The organism is Agrobacterium sp. El2ro-1b (assembly GCF_048298475.1).
Taxonomy (GTDB): domain Bacteria; phylum Pseudomonadota; class Alphaproteobacteria; order Rhizobiales; family Rhizobiaceae; genus Agrobacterium; species Agrobacterium fabrum.
On the sequence record NZ_CP103459.1, the window covers coordinates 206,683 to 224,900 of the forward strand.

The 18,218-nt window shown below is 59.5% G+C and carries 14 protein-coding genes; 8 read left to right on the forward strand and 6 right to left on the reverse strand.

Features of this window, described 5'->3' with window-relative positions; all coding sequences use genetic code 11:
* Nucleotides 1-77: 77 nt before the first annotated feature.
* Together NYR50_RS15265 and NYR50_RS15270 are read right to left on the reverse strand one after the other, a co-directional pair.
* Nucleotides 78-2,165 carry an ABC transporter substrate-binding protein gene (locus NYR50_RS15265; RefSeq protein WP_418137463.1) on the reverse strand — a complete coding sequence of 696 codons (2,088 nt, stop codon included), beginning with the start codon at nt 2,163-2,165 and terminating at the stop codon, nt 78-80.
* 104 nt (nt 2,166-2,269) lie between these two features.
* Nucleotides 2,270-3,736 carry an alpha-glucosidase/alpha-galactosidase gene (locus NYR50_RS15270; RefSeq protein ID WP_418137464.1) on the reverse strand — a complete coding sequence of 489 codons (1,467 nt, stop codon included), beginning with the start codon at nt 3,734-3,736 and terminating at the stop codon, nt 2,270-2,272.
* A 197-nt stretch (nt 3,737-3,933) separates the two neighbouring features.
* Here NYR50_RS15270 and NYR50_RS15275 point away from each other — a divergent pair, with 197 nt between their 5' ends.
* The gene (locus tag NYR50_RS15275) at nt 3,934-4,821 is read left to right on the forward strand and encodes an AraC family ligand binding domain-containing protein (RefSeq protein WP_418137465.1); all 888 of its coding nucleotides are present in this window, start codon (nt 3,934-3,936) and stop codon (nt 4,819-4,821) included.
* Between the two features lie 77 nt (nt 4,822-4,898).
* Nucleotides 4,899-5,360, forward strand: coding sequence for a hypothetical protein (locus tag NYR50_RS15280; protein WP_418137466.1), 462 nt, complete (start codon nt 4,899-4,901; stop codon nt 5,358-5,360).
* Nucleotides 5,361-5,369: 9 nt separating this feature from the next.
* On the opposite strand, the gene NYR50_RS15285 is transcribed toward NYR50_RS15280, so the two are convergent.
* Genes NYR50_RS15285 through NYR50_RS15295 form a run of 3 tightly spaced genes read right to left on the reverse strand, consistent with a single transcriptional unit; the run spans nt 5,370 to nt 9,926 of the window.
* The gene (locus NYR50_RS15285; RefSeq protein WP_418137467.1) at nt 5,370-6,281 is read right to left on the reverse strand and encodes a DMT family transporter; all 912 of its coding nucleotides are present in this window, start codon (nt 6,279-6,281) and stop codon (nt 5,370-5,372) included.
* Complete coding sequence (locus NYR50_RS15290) at nt 6,278-8,680, reverse strand: PIG-L family deacetylase (RefSeq protein ID WP_418137468.1); 2,403 nt, start codon at nt 8,678-8,680, stop codon at nt 6,278-6,280. Before NYR50_RS15290 ends, NYR50_RS15285 begins: the two co-directional genes overlap by 4 nt.
* Before the next feature lie 19 nt (nt 8,681-8,699).
* Nucleotides 8,700-9,926 carry an ROK family protein gene (locus NYR50_RS15295; protein WP_418137469.1) on the reverse strand — a complete coding sequence of 409 codons (1,227 nt, stop codon included), beginning with the start codon at nt 9,924-9,926 and terminating at the stop codon, nt 8,700-8,702.
* A 247-nt stretch (nt 9,927-10,173) separates the two neighbouring features.
* Between NYR50_RS15295 and NYR50_RS15300 the strand changes: the two genes are divergently transcribed.
* The 6 genes from NYR50_RS15300 to NYR50_RS15325 are packed head-to-tail and all read left to right on the forward strand — an operon-like array spanning nt 10,174 to nt 16,686.
* Nucleotides 10,174-11,439, forward strand: coding sequence for an extracellular solute-binding protein (locus NYR50_RS15300; protein ID WP_418137470.1), 1,266 nt, complete (start codon nt 10,174-10,176; stop codon nt 11,437-11,439).
* Between the two features lie 17 nt (nt 11,440-11,456).
* A complete protein-coding gene (locus NYR50_RS15305) occupies nt 11,457-12,398 on the forward strand; it encodes a carbohydrate ABC transporter permease (RefSeq protein ID WP_060725579.1) in 942 nt (313 codons plus the stop codon).
* The gene (locus NYR50_RS15310; protein WP_006312430.1) at nt 12,395-13,237 is read left to right on the forward strand and encodes a carbohydrate ABC transporter permease; all 843 of its coding nucleotides are present in this window, start codon (nt 12,395-12,397) and stop codon (nt 13,235-13,237) included. Before NYR50_RS15305 ends, NYR50_RS15310 begins: the two co-directional genes overlap by 4 nt.
* 4 nt (nt 13,238-13,241) lie before the next feature.
* Nucleotides 13,242-14,756, forward strand: coding sequence for an argininosuccinate lyase (gene argH, locus NYR50_RS15315; RefSeq protein WP_418137471.1), 1,515 nt, complete (start codon nt 13,242-13,244; stop codon nt 14,754-14,756).
* Entirely contained in the window at nt 14,756-15,796 is a 1,041-nt protein-coding gene (locus tag NYR50_RS15320; RefSeq protein ID WP_418137472.1) for an ABC transporter ATP-binding protein, read from the forward strand. Before argH ends, NYR50_RS15320 begins: the two co-directional genes overlap by 1 nt.
* Nucleotides 15,793-16,686, forward strand: coding sequence for a carbohydrate kinase family protein (locus tag NYR50_RS15325; protein ID WP_418137473.1), 894 nt, complete (start codon nt 15,793-15,795; stop codon nt 16,684-16,686). Before NYR50_RS15320 ends, NYR50_RS15325 begins: the two co-directional genes overlap by 4 nt.
* Nucleotides 16,687-16,701: 15 nt before the next feature.
* On the opposite strand, the gene betC is transcribed toward NYR50_RS15325, so the two are convergent.
* Nucleotides 16,702-18,216 (reverse strand): choline-sulfatase, encoded by a 1,515-nt coding sequence (gene betC / locus NYR50_RS15330; RefSeq protein WP_418137474.1) that lies wholly within the window; start codon nt 18,214-18,216, stop codon nt 16,702-16,704.
* Nucleotides 18,217-18,218: the final 2 nt, after the last annotated feature.

Genomic DNA, 18,218 nt, shown 5'->3' on the forward strand with positions numbered 1-18,218 from the left:
GGGTGTGCTCCGGGAGGAGTTCTTCAAGTTCGCATTTTCCGGACGTAAAACCGCTGCGCACTTTTACTGGAAATGCTCTAGTTGATCGGCCCGCCCTCGCCCGGCTTGCCGGGAAGCTGCTGCGGGAAGAGTTCGTATTTGCCCTGCTTGTCGACCGCCACCCACAGGCGTTCGCGGATGATGGCGTCTTCAGCCCAGTTGAACATGAAGATCGGCGTGCCCTGCGGCACATTCGAGAACCGCTTGTTGACGATGAGCGCGCCGGGATATTCGGTGAGACCGATCGTATAGAGGTTCTGCGTATAGACCTTCTGATATTGCTTCATCAGGTCCGCCCGTTCGGCATTGTCCTGCGAGGAGATGAATTTCCGCACGATGTCGGCCATCTCCTTTTCGAACGGCATCAAATCCAGCTCCTTGCCTTCGGGCGAGCGGTGGTTCCAGCTGGTGCGCGGGCCGACAGGGGCAAGCTGCTCGGTATTCTGCACCACGGATGAAAGCTCGGTGGAGTTGCGCCGCACCAGCCAGTCGAACTGCCCGCCATAATGGGCGGCGTCACGCTGGTTGGAATCGAGGCTGTTGATGACGACGCGCAGCCCGAGTTTCGCCATCTGGCCGACGAGGCCTTCCGCAAGGCTCTTGTCCGTCGCATAGCCGTTGTTGACCAGAAGGGTAATTTCGACATTGCGGCCACCCAGCGTTTCCTTCGGGAAATTCAGGACGCCATCGCCATCGGTGTCCTTGAGGCCGATTGAGGCAAGCGCCGCCTTGGCACCATCGAGGTTGAAGGGATAATAGACCGTGGAGGCGCGATCATAGAAGCTGGTGCCAGATGAAATGCCGCCCGGATAGATCGCCGTGAAAGGCCCCTTCACCAGCGAGTCGCCGATCGCCTTGCGATCGAGAGCGGAAGTGACGGCCTGACGGAACACGTCGTTGCGGTTCAGCTCACGGATCGCCTGTCCGCGCTCATCCGGGTTGCCCCAGCCATTGGCGGAGAAATTCATCTGCAGATTATAGCCGATGAGCCGCGGCCCGAAGGCAAGACGGGCTGGCGCATTGGGATCGGCGGCGCGTTTCAGCGACGCGACGAAATTCTCCGGCTGTTCAAGATTGGAGAAATCGCCCGATCCCGCCACGGCCTGCACATCGCGGTCGGCCCAGGTGGAGAGCTTGTAGTGGACCTCGTTGAGGTAGGGCAGCTGCTGGCCCTTTTCATCGACCTTCCAGTAATAGGGATTACGACGCAGAACGATGAGATCGTCGGGCCGGTATGAAACCGGCACCCAAGCACCCATGACCGGCATGTTCATATATTCCGGCGGGAAAGCGTTCTTGAACTGGTTATAGGTGTTCTTGGAATATTTCGGGTGCTGGGGTTTCAGAATATGCGACGGCCCGGGGCAGAAACTCGGATAGGCCATGGTGTAAAGATATTGCTTGGGAAACGCCGCCTTGAAGGTCCATTCGACGGTATAGTCATCGATCTTCTTGAGCGTCGTTCCCTCACCGAAAGCCTCGGGCGATGCACCGCCGCCAAGCGGCGAGACGTTGGGATCGATAACGGCATCTTCCCAGTAGAACATCACGTCATCGGCGTTGAAGGCTTCGCCATCTGACCATTTCGCGCCCTTGACGAGATGCATCGTCAGCTTGTGGCCGTCTTCAGACCATTCCCAGCTTTTGGCCAGATTGGGCAGGGGTTCGGTGTCCTTTGCATCTACCTGGAAGAGCGGCGCGGTGCGCGTCAGGCATTCGGAAAGGGCGATATCGATGCCGCCCCAGCCCTGGCTCTGGCCGGCAATGTAGTTCCAGCCCTCGGGCCTGCCGCCGACCACATGCCGCATGGTGTCGCCATAAACGCCGACGCCGTCGAGCATATTCCCGGTCTTGTAGACCAGCGGCTCTTCCGGCAGGCGCTCCTTCAGCGGCGGCAGCTTGCCGGCCTTCTCGAATTTTTCGCTGATCCAGTCGGGTTCGCTGTAGCTTGGCAGCGCCTTGAATTCGAGGATCGAGTCGCGCGCCACATAGTTGATCTTGCCTTCTGCCGGAAATTGCGGCGGTTCGGGCGGCGTGGTGGTCTCGAAGGCATTCGCATTGAGTGCGATCATCGAAACACTGAGCCCCAGTGCCGAGATGATACCGATCCTGCGTTGAAGTAACATCGTTTTTCCTCCCAAATGGCAGCTCTTCGAGCGCCCACCCTCTGTGATCGTTTTGACCGGACGGCGGACTCCCTTCCGCCGCCGGCATGTTTCCATGCTTTTTCTCAGACAGCCTTTTTCAGTGAAGATTTTTCGGCCCGCAACTCCTCGATGGAGCGCACGTTGCGGCGCGCAGCCCCCGCCCAGTCATGCGTCTTGACGGTGGATTTCGCCAGCCTTTCCTTGGCTGCTGGCACGGCATCGGCATATTGCGGCAGCCAGCGCGCTTGTGCCACGACCATCTCGTCCACCATCTGCCAGACCTCCTCAGGCGTGGCGACGGCGCCCACCAGCGGATCGTGCAGCACGGCGAGCTTCAGGAGATCGATATCGCCGCTCACCGCCGCATGCACCGACATGCGCTGCACATTGATGGAGGCCATGCAGGTGGCCGCACAGGCTTCCGGCAGCGTGATGCCCGACACCATGTTGATGCCGAAACGGTCGACGAAACCGGGTGACTCGATGATGGCATCCGCCGGCAGGTTGCTGATGACGCCGTTGTTCTTGACGTTGAAATGGCCGCGATAGACACGTCCCGTCTCCAGCGCCTCGAGAATATGGCTCGCATGTTCGTTGGAACGCTTTGCCGGATCGATCGGCTTGGCGGCAGACGCCAGGAACTGCGGGAATTCGGTTTCGAACCAGTTGCGCGTTTCGGTGGAGTGGCGCAGATAACCGCCGGTTTCACCGTGAATCCAGTCCGACATGTCGATCCAGCGGGCGATTTCCTCCGGCCGCTTGCGATACCACGGCAGATATTCGGAGAGGTGGCCGTTGCTTTCCGTCGAATAGACACCGAAGCGCTTGAGAACATCGATGCGCAGCTTCTCCTGCTGCGAGAAGACAGGATGCGCCTCGAAGGCGGCAACCAGCTCATCTTTTCCGATCTTGCGGCCGTTGAGGCGCAGATCGATGAACCATGTCTGGTGGTTGATGCCGGAGCAGATGTAATCCAGCTCGGACGGGGATTTAGCACCAAGAATTTCGGCGATCTGCTCCGCACCGTGCTGCACGCCATGGCAAAGACCGACCGTATCGACCTTGCCATATTCGATGGCCGCCCAGGTGTTCATGGCCATCGGGTTGGCATAGTTCAGGAATTTTGCGCCCGGTGCGGCGACTTCGCGGATATCCTTGCAGAAATCGAGAATGACCGGAATATTGCGCTGGCCATAGAGAATGCCACCGGCGCAGATCGTATCACCCACGCACTGGTCGATACCGTATTTCAGCGGAATACGGATATCATCGGCATAGGCTTCGAGACCACCGACCCGCACGCAGCTGATGATATATTTCGCGCCCTCCAGCGCCCGGCGGCGATCGGTATCGGCCGTCACCTTCACCGGGAAACCATTGGCCTCGACGATCTTTTCGAGGATCGCCTTTATCATATCGAGATTGTGCTGGCTGATATCCGTGAGCGCGACTTCGATGTCGCGAAATTCCGGCACGCATAGGAGATCGGTGAACAGTTTTTTCGTGAAACCGACGCTGCCTGCGCCAATAATAGCGATTTTGAAACTCATAACGCCACCTCTGTTGCAAATCGAACGGGTGAAACGGGCCGCAGGATCATGGAATGGCGCTACAGAAAAATACCCGTGAGAATCCCGGAAAACCGGCCCTCTTCCCAATTTTTCAGCAACAATATCCCGCTGGCTGTCTCCTCGGATCGGGATTATGCGTATAAAGAGGGAGAGGACCAGAGAAGGATTATGCTTTCATGGGTAATTTTGTGCTGCGGGATTTGATCGATCAGGGACCCGGCATGCGCACCGTCTCGCTGCCGCGCGGCCGCCAGACGCTGCACACCATGCCGACCAGCAGCGGTTATGAAATCCGCCGAGGCGGTAATTATGACTGGGACGGGCGCAAGCGTGGGCAGACGCCCTTCACCGTCCTGCAATATTGCATCGCCGGACAGGGCAACCTGCGTTACGAAAACCGGCATTATGTTGTGAAGCCGGGTGAAACCCTGCTGTTGCTCATCCCTCACAATCACCGCTACTGGCTTGAAGCGGGCAAGGAGTGGGAGTTCTTCTGGATTTCCATGAACGGCGAGGAAGCCCTGCGAATTCACCGCAATATCCTCTCCGTTACCGGCCCTATCCTCAAGCTCCAGCCAGAAACCGTCAATCATCTTGCGGAATGCTGCTCGCGCCTGGTCAATGGCGCGGAAACGCCGGGGGCTGCCTCCGCTGTCGCCTATGAGGCGGCGATGACGCTTTATGACGATGTCTTCGGCTCGCACCCCTCCTTTGGCGGCGAATATCGCACCCTGCAACAGGTGCTGAGTTATATCGACAGTCATCTCGGCGAGCGGCTCTCGGTAAGCGACCTTGCGGCGGTAGCTGGCCTCAGCCGGGCGCATTTTTCACGCATCTTCACGGCGAGCGAAGGTCTGCCGCCGGCGGAATTCGTCCTGCAGCGGCGGCTCAGGCGTGCAGCAAAACTTCTCACCACCGCCGCGAACATCCCCATCAAGGAGGTTTCGGTGCTGTGTGGCTTCGAGGATCCGAACTATTTCTCGAAGGTTTTCCGCAGGCTTTACGGCATCAATCCCAGCGAATTCCGCACCACCGGCATGTATGCGAGCGTCCAGCAGAGTTGAAAGAAATGCGACTTGGTTTTGACATGTTTCAGGCGATTAAGGATGGACGGTTGCGCCGTTTTTGGAGACCGATCGAGGTGAACAGCAAAATCAGGACGATCCTCATCTTTCCGATCAGGGCAATCATCGTTTTCGCCCTCGTTCTCGACGGTATTTTCCGCCCGCTCTACCGGCCAGTCATCAGGGCCATATCAAACCTGACATTCATTCAGCGGCTGGAAAACAGGATCGCGCAGCTGCCGCGCCTTGCCATTCTTCTCTGTCTTGCCGTCCCCTTTGCGATTGCCGAGCCGATGAAGGTCGTCGGCCTCATTCTCATCGCCCATGGCGCTTTCAAGTCGGGGGTGGCTCTGACGATCCTTGCCCATCTCTCAACCTTCCTGATTGTCGAGCGCATCTATCACGCGGGCAAGGAAAAGCTGCTTACCTATGGCTGGCTGGCCTGGATCATGCGTTATGTGCGCTTTGCCCGTGCCTTTTACGATCGCGCCAAGGCTTCGGCCCTGAGCTGGATCCGGCTGCGCCTTCTGGCGCAGTAGCGGTAAAGGTCACCGTCTGCGTCGCAACCTTTTCAGAAGATATTCCGCAAGTGCGGTGGACTGCAGCGAAACCAGGATGATGGCAATGCCGAGCACCACGCGGTTTTCCGGCACTTCGTCAAACAGGAAATACCCGACAGCGATCACGAACAGGATCGACAGGTAACTGACGGGCGCAAGCACGCTGGCATCGGCGATGCGATAGGCCCGTAGAAAACAATATTGCCCCATCTGCGCCAGCAATCCGATGCCGAGCAGCGCAACCCAGTCGAATGAGGCCACCGGCTTCCACGTCCAGATCGCCGGAACGGCGGTGATGACCGCCAACCCAACCGTGTAGAATACCATCATGACCGTGGTGTTCTCCTGTCGCAGTGCCCGGGTCTGGATCACCGCCAGCGCGCCGAACACCACCGACACCAAAACGACAAGCACGCCCACGCCAAACTCCGCCCCCCCAGGTCCGATGACTACGAGAACACCAACAAATGCCAGACTGGCCCCCGCCCAGCGAAAACGGCTCACAGTCTCGCCAAGAAAGGCAACAGCCATCGCCATCGTCACCAACGGCCGGGAAAAGCCAACGGCATTGACGGTCGCAAGCGGCAACAGGGTGATGGCGAAGAAATTGCTGGTGAGTGCGATGGCGTTGCAGCAGATGCGGAAAATATTCCGCCAGGGATATTTGACGCGTGCCATCTCCCCCCTGTGTCGCCAGATCAGCGGCAGAATGAAAATCAGACCGATCATCGCCCTGATAAAGACGAGCTGGAAGGCGGGATAGGTGACGCCCTGCGCCTTCACGAGCGCTGTCATGCCACCTGCCACAAGGGTCATGTCCAGCAACAGCCAGCCTACGCCCGCGCGCGTATCTGTTTCGCGTGGGCGTTGCTGTTCTTCGATTTGCGCGTCGCCGTTCACGCCGGCTGCACGAGATTGGCCATCAGGCGGAACGCCCCCGGCACAAGCTTGTCCATCTGGTGATGCAGCACAAGGCTGGTATGGGTGTGCCGGCCCTTGCCGATGACACCGGAAACCAGCGCGCCCTTGAGCGGTTGTTCATCGACATCATGCATCGCAAGCAAGGGCTCGTAGACATCATCCCAGCGCGAGGCGAAATAGAGCCCGCGCTCCTTGTCCCAGCCCGCCCAGTCGGCGGCGTCGATGGCGTTGGGGCCTGCCAGCAGCGGGTGATCGGGCAAAAGAACCGTCACCTCCGCTTTCGGGTCCGTCACCCGCCAGCGCAGTGACGGCTTGCCGATTTCGAGACGCCGAACCGGCGTTGTCTCCGGGTTCCAACCATCCGTCGGACGATGATAGAGCGTAACCAGATGCCCGCCATTCTCCACGAAACGATGAAGCTTATCTGTTGCCGCGGCCAGATCCCTGCGGATGCCAAAGGCGAATATGCCGACGACAATGGTGGTGAAGGAGGAGAGATCGCCGCCGAGCGCCTGTGCATCGAGTTCGGTGACATCGAGACCCAGTCGCGCAAGCCAGAGGCCCACCCTGTCGGCACCGCCGCCGACATACCCCACGCGGGCGCCCTCAGGCAGTTTGAGGTCCAGCGAGAGGATTTTGAGGGCGGAAGGAGCAAGAAACCTCGCCCTGCCAATATGGGGATAGGCGATGGGGGTAATCTGAAAGGCCGGTTGTGAACCGACGCTCGCTTCTATCTCAGCAAGGCCGGGCGCCGTTTCTCCGGTGCGTTCGGCCAACCAGTCATCACCACTCTTGCGCACGCTCCAGCCACCGGCAGCGCGGAACGAAACCGGTGAATCAGCACCCTTGATGTGAACCTGAAAACCCTGTGCGCCCTGCCCTTGCCCAAGCGGAACCAGCAGCGCTTCAGGCGAGATCATAAGCGACTGCGCGGGCGTCACAAAAAACGGTTCCTCCAGATCGTAGAGGGCGGAAACCTGACGGCCTTCAATCTTTGCGGAAAGGCGCACCGAAGCATGGCCATTGCCACCCGCTGCTTTCCAGTCCGGCTGATAGAGCCCGGAAACCGCGGCATCCTGATCGGCGGCAAGCGAAAAGACCAGCGTCTGACCACGCGACTGAACCGACGACGAAACACCGGAAGGCAGGACTGGGTCGACCTCGACTTCAAATTCAGCCGCCCTGTCGGCCAGCTCCACATAAAGGGCCGACCTTCCACCCGGAACGATCTCCGCCGGTTCGGCATATGCCCGCTCGAAAAGATCGAGCGCTGTCAGAATGGCCGCATCGACCTGCGCCCGTTTGCGCGCGATCCTGTGCCCATGCAACGCCTTGAAATCCGCGCTCGCGGCCTCATCGACCGTCTGCAATAGCGCAGCAGCGTTCAGGAGTTGTACCGTTATCCGCTGTCTGTCGGGAAAGGCCGAGATTGCCTCGGTGATGGCCCGTTCCGCCCCCACCAGCGCATTGGCCAATTCGGCATCCAGTCCCGGGAAAGCGGCAAGGTCGGCAAGGGAAGACGGCAGATTGTCTAAGATCGAGCCTTCCCCGCCAACTTCACCGCTGGAAAGTTCGAGATGCAGCGGCCAGACTTCCTGCGCCTGCTTCGGCCAATGGCCCATCCCCTGTGACGCGTGGTAATAACGCGACCACTCGCCGATGCGGTCATATTGCGCCCCGGTCGCCTGTTCCTTGCCCGGCGCCTTCACCGTCAGCGTTATTTCCGGCGGCGGCACTTCATCGTCATAGGTATCGCCCCCGCCCGACCATGCCGGCAGATAGAACTTCGCCACCCGCCACGGTTTGAGCCCCTCGGAAAAATGTTCCGGATAAGCCGAAGGATCGGCGGCCAGAGTGATTGCGCTTTTCGCCGCGCGCGTCATGGCGCGGTGGTGGCCATGCTGTCCCGGCACGTCGAGAAAGGTCGGGATGACAATATCAGGCCGCTCCCTGCGATAGGCGCGCACCAGCCTTTCGACGATGCGCTTCTGCCCCCAGCGGCCAAAAGTCTGATCGCCATCCTTGGAGAAACCAAAATCGTAGATGATATCCGCCGGGCCATGGCCGAGCCAGCTGATGTCGGCATCGATGACCCGCGCGGCCTCCTCCAGCTCCCGTGACCGGATGACGCCGAGCGCGCCGAGCCGCTCCGGACCCAGCGCATTCTGCCCGCCCTCGCCGCGTGTGGAGCAGGCGATGATGGTGCGCATGCCCAGTTCCATGCGGAAATAGGCAAGAAGTCCGTTCTGCTCATCGTCGGGATGCGCGCCGGTATGCATGACGGTGACGGTGGATTTAAGCGCGCTCAGCTTGCGGTGCAGACGCACGAGCCATGGATCGGCCATCTGCCGTTCGATGCGCTCCCGGGGATTAAGCATGGGCGGTCTCCTCCAATATTCAGCCGGGCACCTGCGTTGCGGCACCCGAGGACGTCTCGAGTTTTGGTGTGACGATGTCGAACAGCGGCAGGGCGGCAGCGCCGAGTGCTGCCGTCAGCTGTCCGGATTTGCCGTGCATGACGCGCGGCAGTTCCCGCTGCCTGCGGCTTGCGACCGAGGTCGGCAGATGCCCCATCTGCGCAATGATCTCGCTGATGATAGCTTCAGGCAGTGCGCCGCCGAGAATGACCGTCTGCGGATCGAGAATGTTTTCCAGCATCGCAACCATGGGCGCCAAATGGGCCGCGGCCTCGTCGATCCACTCCATCACCACAGGATGGCCGGCCTTGAACAGGGTTTCGAGATCGTCAAGCTCCGTATCGGCAACACCGGCGCGCCCAAGTTTTTCCTTCAGCACGTAAGCCGAGGCATAAGCTTCGAGACACCCTCTCTGCCCGCAGGACGGGCAAAGCCTGCCCTTTGGTGAAACGGTGACATGGCCGATTTCGCCGGCATTTCCGAACGCGCCGCGATAGGGCGCACCATCCTGAATGATGCCGAGACCGATGCCGACACCGAAATAGATCATGCAGAAATTCGGGATCGCCAGCCCCGCGCCGAACAGGCGTTCGCCGACGGCGGCGGCCGTCGCATCGTTTTCCACCACGACCTGCTGGCCGCAGGCCTCGCTCAGCATCTGCCGGGCATCGATACCCACCCAGCCGGAAAGCGTCGTCGGTCCGACGGAGGTCATGCCATCGATCTCGAAAGGTCCGGGCATGACGACGCCGGTGCCGAGCAGCCGGCATCCGACATTTTTTGCAACCGCGGCATGTTCCACCGCAAAGGTTTTGAGGATGGCTTCCGGCGTCGTATCCTTGAGCGGCGTGACGCGATGGGTGCGCAGCATTCCCGCCAGATCGAGGCCGACGGTGACCATATGGTCAGCGGCGATTTCCACGCCGATCGTCGCGCCGCCATCCGGATTGACAGCGAACTGGATCGGCGGCTGGCCCCTGCCGGTGCGACGGCGGCCGAGTTCCTTCAGCAATTCCTCACCCACCAGCTCATCGACGATATTAGCGACTGCCTGGGCTGTCAGATGGGTGATCTTGGCGATCTGGGCGCGACCGAGCGAGCCGTGCCGGCGCACAAGATCGAGGACGACTCGCCTGTTGTGCTCGCGGCTGCGCTCAGGATTTTTTCCGATTGCTACGGGATAGGTATCTACCGTGTGCACCGTCATCTCTTCAATTTCCCCGCCCCTTAGAAAATTCATAACGTCCAAATGACGATAAGCGCAATACAATAATTCAAGTAAATTATCTTATTGACAAATGCCCGTGTTCGGAGAACCGTAGAGGACGACCGGGGGTCAGGCTCGCATGGGGATGGGACAGGAAAATTCTCGTTACCAGCCGAGCCAATGAGCGCGCGCGAAAGCGCGGATAAAGGGAACGATCACTCCGCATCCGGAAGACCGGACGGAGCAAATGGAGGGTTACATGCGCAGGGCAACTCTGTTCGCCGGCTTGGTCGCCGGTTTCAGCACATTTGCATTCAACGCCGCGCAGGCGGTTGAAATCGAATATTGGCAATATGTCTTCGACACCCGCGTAAAGGCCATGGATGAGCTGATCGCGGAATTCCAGAAGGCCAATCCTGACATCACCGTCAAGCAGGTGACCTTTCCATACGCCGATTACCAGACGCGCGTCATCGCCGCCAATCTTTCCGGCAAAGGCCCTGACGTGATGCAGCTGTTCTACGGCTGGCTGGACAAGTTCGCGGCCGGCGGCATCCTGCAGCCGCTACCTAAAGATGCCTTCCCGCATGACAAGATCGAAAGCGAATTCTTCCCGATCGTCAGCGCGATGAAGCGCGGCGACGACTATTACGGCCTGCCGACAGCGGTTCGTTCGCTGGCGCTGTTCTACAACAAAAAGCTCTTCACCGAAGCCGGTCTGGACGCTGCCAATCCGCCAAAGACGCTCGACGAATTCGTTGCCGCGGCGGAAAAGATCGCTAAACATGACGCCGCCGGAAACCTGACAGTTGCAGGTTCAACGCTCGACATGGGCGGCCAGGACCACCAGTGGTGGCGTGAAGTCCTCATTCGCCAATATGGCGGCGAGCCCTATGCCGACAACGACCAGAAAGTGACCTATAATAGCGAGCCGGGCATTCAGGCCCTGAAATTTTATACCAGCCTGCAGCTTGAAAAGAAGATCGGTCAGGTCGGCTTCATGGATGAAGGCCAGGCCGCCTTCCGCGCTGGCAAGGCCGGCATGACCATCGACGGCACCTTCCGGCTGGGCTCGTTCCGCACCATCAAGGATTTCGAGTGGGGCGTGACCGAGCTTCCCACCAATGACAAGAACATCCGCTCCAACTATGCGAGCTACTTCGCCAACGGCATCAGCGCCAAGACAACGGGTGAAGAACTCGAGGCCTCCAAGAAGTTCCTCGCTTACATCTCTTCCCCGGAAGCCATGGCGATCTGGCTGAAGACGGTGGGCGAACTGCCGGCGCGGCGCTCCGCAGCGCTGACCGAAGAAAACCTGAAGGACCAGATCTACGCGCCGTTCCTGAAGGGTCTGGAATATGCCCACACGACGCTGTTCATGGATGAGGCCGCCCAGCGGCAGAACGCCATCGACATGACCAACCGGGTCCTGCTCGAAGGTCAGTCGGTCGAAGATTCCGTCAAACAGGCAGCTGAAGCCGAGCAGGAAATCATCGACGCGGCGAAACCCTGAAAACCGCAGGTTCAGACATGACAGCGATAGATCAACAGGGGGCGGCATCCGGCCGCCCCGGCGGCTCCTTCGGAGATCGCCTTTCCATGCGCACGAAACGGCTTTTGTGGATCTGGAGCTTTCTGGCGATCCCGATCCTGTTTTACAGCGTCATCCGGTTTTACCCGACACTGCAGGCCTTCTATCTGTCCTTCACCAACTGGGACCTGCTGCGGCCGGCAAAGTTCATCGGCATCGCCAATTACGTCAAGCTGTTCAAGGACCCGCAATTCTGGAAGGTGTTCAAGAACACCTTCACCTATCTCATCGTCGGCACGCCGATCAGCCTTGTGCTGGCTTTCGTCATCGCCTTTTATCTCGACCGGGTGCGCATTCTGCACGGGTTCATCCGCGCGCTTTATTTCCTGCCCTATCTGACGACGGCCGCCGCCATGGCCTGGGTCTGGCGCTGGTTTTATCAGCCGCCGCCCATCGGCATCATCAACGACGTGCTCGGCATGATCGGCATTCCCCAGCAGCCATTTATCCGCTCCACCGATCAGGCGCTGTATTCCGTCATGGTAACCGCCATCTGGGCGGGGCTCGGCTTCCAGATCATCATCTTCATGGCCGGCCTGCGCGCCATTCCAACAACATTCTACGAAGCCGCCCGCATCGACGGGCTGGGTGAATGGGCGATCCTGCGCAAGATCACGCTTCCGCTCCTGAAGCCCACCACCGTTTTCCTCGTGGTGTTTTCCTCGATCGGTTTCCTGCGGATTTTCGACCAGGTCTATAACATGACCACCAATGATCCGGGCGGGCCGCTCGGATCCACCAAACCGCTGGTGCTGATGATCTACCAGACTGCGTTCAATTCCTATGCGATGGGGTATGCCGCTGCGCAGACGGTCGTCCTGTTCACCATTCTTCTTGTCGTGTCGCTGGTCCAGCTCTGGGTGCTGAGGGAAAAGAAATGAGCGAAGCCTTGCCACTCTCCCACGCCCGCATCCGCCCCGGCCGCATCGTCGCCTGGACGCTGCTGTTCATTGGCGGCCTGATCATGGTTTCGCCGCTGCTGTTCATGTTCGCGACCTCGTTCAAGACCGCGGATCAGGTCTATGATCTCAGGCTCATTCCCGCGGCACCGACAATTGCGAACTACATGACCGTGATGGCCGATGGCCGTTTCCTGCGCTGGTTCTTCAATTCGACGCTGGTCGCGGTTCTCGTCACCGTCTCCAACTGCTTTTTCGACAGTCTGGTCGGTTATACCTTGGCGAAATTCGAGTTTCGGGGCCGTTATTTCATCTTCCTCGCGATCCTGTCGACACTGATGATACCGACGGAAATGCTTGTTATCCCGTGGTATCTGATGTCCAGCCAGCTGGGCTGGCTCGACAGCTACTGGGGCATCATGTTCCCCGGCATGATGACGGCCTTCGGCACCTTCCTGATGAAACAGTTCTTCGAAACGGTTCCGAACGACTTCCTGGAGGCTGCGCGGGTCGATGGGCTGAACGAATTCCAGATCTGGTGGAAAGTCGCCCTGCCACTGGTGACGCCGGCGCTCTCCGCACTCGCGATCTTCACCTTCCTCGGAAACTGGACAGCCTTTTTCTGGCCGCTGATTGTCACGACAAGCAAGGAACTCTACACCCTGCCGGTCGGTCTTTCGAGCTTCGCGGTGGAACAGCAAATCCAGTGGGAAATGATCATGACGGGCGCAGCCATTGCGACCATCCCCACCCTCATCGTCTTCATCGTCCTGCAACGCTACATCGTGCGCGGTGTGATGCTGGCGGGTCTGAAAGGATAATATCATGGCCGATATCAACCCGCGCCAGTCGGATACCAGCAAGTTTCCCGATCCCGTTTACAAGGAAACCGTGCTGCGTCCGCTTTTTGATGGCGCCAAGAACCACCATGTCGACGGGTTTCGCCGCATAGACCGCGCCCATCTGGTCATGCTCCGCGAAACCGGCATTCTCGATGCCGAAACGGCGGCCGAAATCGCCGGCGCGCTTGAGGATATCGACAGGACCATCGAACCATCGGAACTGGTCTATACCGGCGAGGTCGAGGATTTCTTCTTCCTGATCGAGAAGGAGCTGAAAGCCCGCATCGGCGTCGATGTGGCCGGCCGCCTGCATACGGCCCGTTCGCGAAACGATATCGATCACACGCTGTTCAAGATCGGCCTCAAGGACAAGATCGACACGCTCACCGCCAAGGCGCGCGTTCTCTTAAAAGCGCTGATCGACGCCGCCGAGCGCAATCAATCCACCCTGATTGTGGCCTATACGCATGGGCAGCCGGCCCAGCCCACCACCTTCGGCCACTATCTCTCCGCCGCCATCGAAGTGCTGATCCGGGATATCGACCGCTTCGCCGAAGCGCGACGCATCGTCGATCTCTCGCCGATGGGCGCCGCCGCCATCACCACCTCGGGCTTCCCCATCGACCGGGCGCGTGTTGCCGAATTGCTTGGCTTTGCCGCTCCGCTGCGCAATTCCTATTCCTGCATTGCCGCCGTGGATTATACGACAGCAACCTACGGCGCGATCGAACTGATGTTCCTGCATCTCGGCAGGCTCATTCAGGATTTCCAGTTCTGGACGAGCTTCGAAGTCGGCCAGATCTACGTGCCGAATTCGCTGGTGCAGATTTCCTCCATCATGCCGCAGAAGCGCAACCCGGTGCCGATCGAGCATCTGCGCCACCTTGCCAGCCAAACATTCGGGCGGGCACGGACCATGCTCGATGTGATGCACAATACGCCCTTTACCGACATGAACGACAGCGAAGGCGAAACACAGGGCATGGGTTACGAAGCCTTCGCCTCCGCCGGCCGGGTTCTCGACCTTCTCGCCAGCCTCGTTGGCCAGATCAGCATCGATCCTGAAAGGGTCGACCAGAACATTCGCAGGTCCTGCATCACCATCACGGAACTGGCGGATTCGCTTGTTCGTATCGAAGACCTGTCTTTCCGCCAGGCGCATGAAATTGCCGCAACCGTCGCCAAAAGCGTCGTTGCGCTGAAAGGCGATCTACCCAATGACGGTTACCAACCGTTCCTCAGGGCTTTCAGTGAACTGACAGGACGCGAGACCGGCATTGACGAGGAAAAGTTCAGGCAGATCGTCTCGCCGGAGCACTTCGTCGCGGTGCGCAGCCGTTTCGGCGGCCCGGCGCCTGAACCGATGCGGGAGGCGTTTGCAGCCTATCGCGGCAAGCTTGGTGCATTTGAGGCTGAGGCACAACGATCCACCAACCATGAAGCGGCGAAGGCCGCCGAACTGGCCGAGAAATTCACCGCCCTGACGGGAGCGCGATAATGGCGACAATCGAACTCAATCAACTCGTGAAGCGCTACGGCAAGGTCGAAGCGGTCAAAGGCATAGACCTGACCATTGAAGACGGTGAATTCGTCGTTTTCGTCGGACCCTCCGGCTGCGGAAAATCCACCACGCTGCGCATGATCGCCGGGCTGGAAGAGATTTCCGACGGCACGTTGAAGATTGCCGGCAACGTCGTCAACGAGAAAGAGCCGAAACAGCGCAACATCGCCATGGTCTTCCAGAACTATGCGATCTACCCGCATATGACGGTTCGCCAGAATATCGGCTTCGGGCTTTACACCGCAAAACTCGACAAGACGGAAAAGAACCGGCGCATCGAAGAGGCCGGCCGGGTGCTGGGGCTTGAGGCACTGCTCGACCGCCGTCCCGCGGCCCTGTCGGGCGGCCAGCGCCAGCGTGTCGCCATCGGCCGCGCCATGGTCCGCGATCCCGCCGCCTTTCTGTTCGACGAACCACTATCCAATCTCGACGCTCAGTTGCGCTCGCAGATGCGCATTGAAATCAAGCGCTTGCATCAACGTCTTAAGACGACAACCGTCTACGTCACCCATGATCAGGTGGAAGCCATGACCATGGCTGACCGTATCGTGGTGATGAAGGACGGCCATATCCTGCAGGTCGGCACACCGACGGAACTTTACGAAACACCCGTCGATATTTTCACCGCCCGCTTCATCGGCAGCCCCTCGATGAACCTGCTGCGGGGTTCAAGAACAAGTAACGGCGTTGCCCCCTCCGCCACGGGTGACCTTCTGGTCGGTGTTCGTCCGCATGACCTGCTGGTTGATGAAACCCAAGCCCCGCAGGGAGTGTTTACGCTTGAGGGAACCGTAACCGCCGTCGAGCCCCTCGGCCCGGAAACGCTGGTTCATCTGGATACCGACACGACGTCCGTGATCGCCACGGCGAGGGGAAAATCCATTCCCGTTGTCGGTAGCAGGTTGCAATGCCAGGCGGAGGCAGGTTCGCTTTATCTTTTCGATGCGAAGACGGAAAAGCTTCTGGGCCGCGCATGATGACAACAGAAAAAACAGCCGTCATCAGCATCGGCCGGATCTATTGCGACCTCATTTTCACCGGGCTTGACGAATTGCCCGTGCTTGGCCGGGAACTGTTTGCCCGCGACATGGAAATTGCCGCCGGCGGTGGAGCCTTCATTGCCGCCGCACATTTTGCCCATATAGGCCGCTCGGTTGCGCTGCTGGCAAGGCTCGGCACCGACACGTTTTCGCGCGATATCGGTGAGAAAATGGCGCAAAGCGGCGTGGACCTGCAATTTCTGGAACATGCAACAGATGCCGGACCGCAAGTCACAGTAGCGACAGTGGTCGGTCAGGACCGGGCATTTTTGACACGCCGCGCCGGTGCCGCCCGGCCTTCGACGCTGGATGTCGCCTTTGCATGGGATAAAGCGCGGCATCTGCACATCGCCGAATTTGCTACTCTGCACGAAATTCCCGAGCTGGTTTCGCGGGCCAAGGCAAGCGGATTGTCAGTCTCTCTCGACCCGAGTTGGGATGCAGCGCTGATCTACGACAAAGGCCTGCTCAAGGCCTGTGCCGGCGTCGATGTGTTTTTGCCCAATCTCGAGGAGGCGGAAGCGATCACGGGTTATTCAGACCCCGAAGCGGCCATCAGGACACTGGCGGAGGCTTTTCCCACCGTCGCGCTCAAAGGTGGCGCGGAAGGCGCATGGGTGTCTTCTGGGGCCGGGCTTCACCACAGCGCGGCCCAGAAAGTCCCGGTCATCGACACAACTGGCGCAGGCGATGCCTTTAATGCCGGTTTTCTCGATGCATGGCTTCAGGGACAGGACGAACAGCAATGCCTCAAAGCCGGGGTCGCTGCGGGCAGTCTTGCCGTGCAGGCGGCAGGCGGTGCACCGAGGGTGACCTCCGCCGCTTGAGGCATCCTGCCCGTTTCACTCTCCACGCGGAAACCGCTGGTTTTCCTCCAGCACGTTGAGGTCCATGTGGTTGCGCATGTAGCGTTCCGACGCCTTTTGCAGGGGCTGATAATCCCACGGATAATAGGCGCCGTTGCGTAGCGCCTTGTAGACCACCCAGCGCCGCGCCTGGCTTTCGCGAACAGCGGCGTCGAACACCGGCAATTCCCAACGTCGGCCAATCTCTGCCGAAAGCGATGAGAGCACATCGCTGAAAGCGGGATCGCCGGCAAGATTGATGCGCTCTTGCGGATCAGCCTCAACATCGTAGAGCAGCGGCGGATCAGCCTCGCAGACCGACAGCTTGTAGCGGCCGTCACGGATGGCGACGAGCGGCGTGATGGAGCCTTCAGCGGCATATTCCATCGGCACCGGGCCGCGCCCGCCGGTCCCGTGAGCCAGTGTCGCCAAATCCTCGCCATCGGTCCAGCGTTTGAGCGAGGTGATATCTAGGCCGGCAAGCCCACACAGCGTCGGCGTGACATCGAGTGTCGAGACAGGGGTATCGATCAAAGCCGGCTGCCAACCGGGTGCGGCCACCATCAGCGGCACGCGGGCGGAGCCCTCGAAGAAACACATCTTGAACCACAGACCGCGCTCGCCCAGCATATCGCCATGGTCGGACAGGAAGAGAATGATCGTGTCATCCTCCATCCGCGTCGCCTTCAGAACATCAAGGATTTCGCCGACCTTTTCGTCGATATAGGAGATATTGGCGAAATAACCGCGCCGTGCCCGGCGTATTTCTTCGGGCGAAATATCGAAAGCCCGATGGTCGCAGGCTTCCAGCAGCCGTTGCGAATGCGGGTCGTGTTCACTGAAGGAAAGCGCTTTCATCTCGGGGTCGAGCGCTGGGCATTCCTGGTAGAGATCCCAGAATTTGCGCCGTGCCACATAGGGGTCGTGCGGATGGGTGAAGCTGACCGTCAGGCACCACGGTCGATCGTCGAGACGACGCGACAGGTCGTAAAGCTTGCGGGTGGCGTGATAGGCCACTTCGTCATCATACTCCATCTGGTTGGTGATTTCGGCGACACCCGCGCCAGTCACCGAACCAAGATTGTGATACCACCAGTCGATCCGCTCGCCGGGTTTGGTATAATCAGGCGTCCAGCCGAAATCCGCCGGATAAATATCCGTCGTCAAGCGCTCTTCAAAGCCATGGAGCTGATCGGGCCCGACGAAATGCATCTTGCCGGAAAGGCCGGTGTAATAACCCGCCGCCCGCAGATGATGGGCATAGGTCGGGATATCGGAGGCGAATTCGGCGGCATTGTCGTAAACCCTCGTCCGGCTCGGCAATTGCCCGGACATGAAGGACGCGCGGGCCGGCGCGCAGAGCGGGCTTGCCGTATAGGTATTGGCGAAGCGGACAGATCGCTTCGCCAATGTTTTCAGATGTGGCGCGTGGAGAAAATCAGCCGGACCATCGGGAAAAAACGTTCCGTTGAACTGGTCGGCCATCAGGATCAGGATATTGGGACGCGGCATTT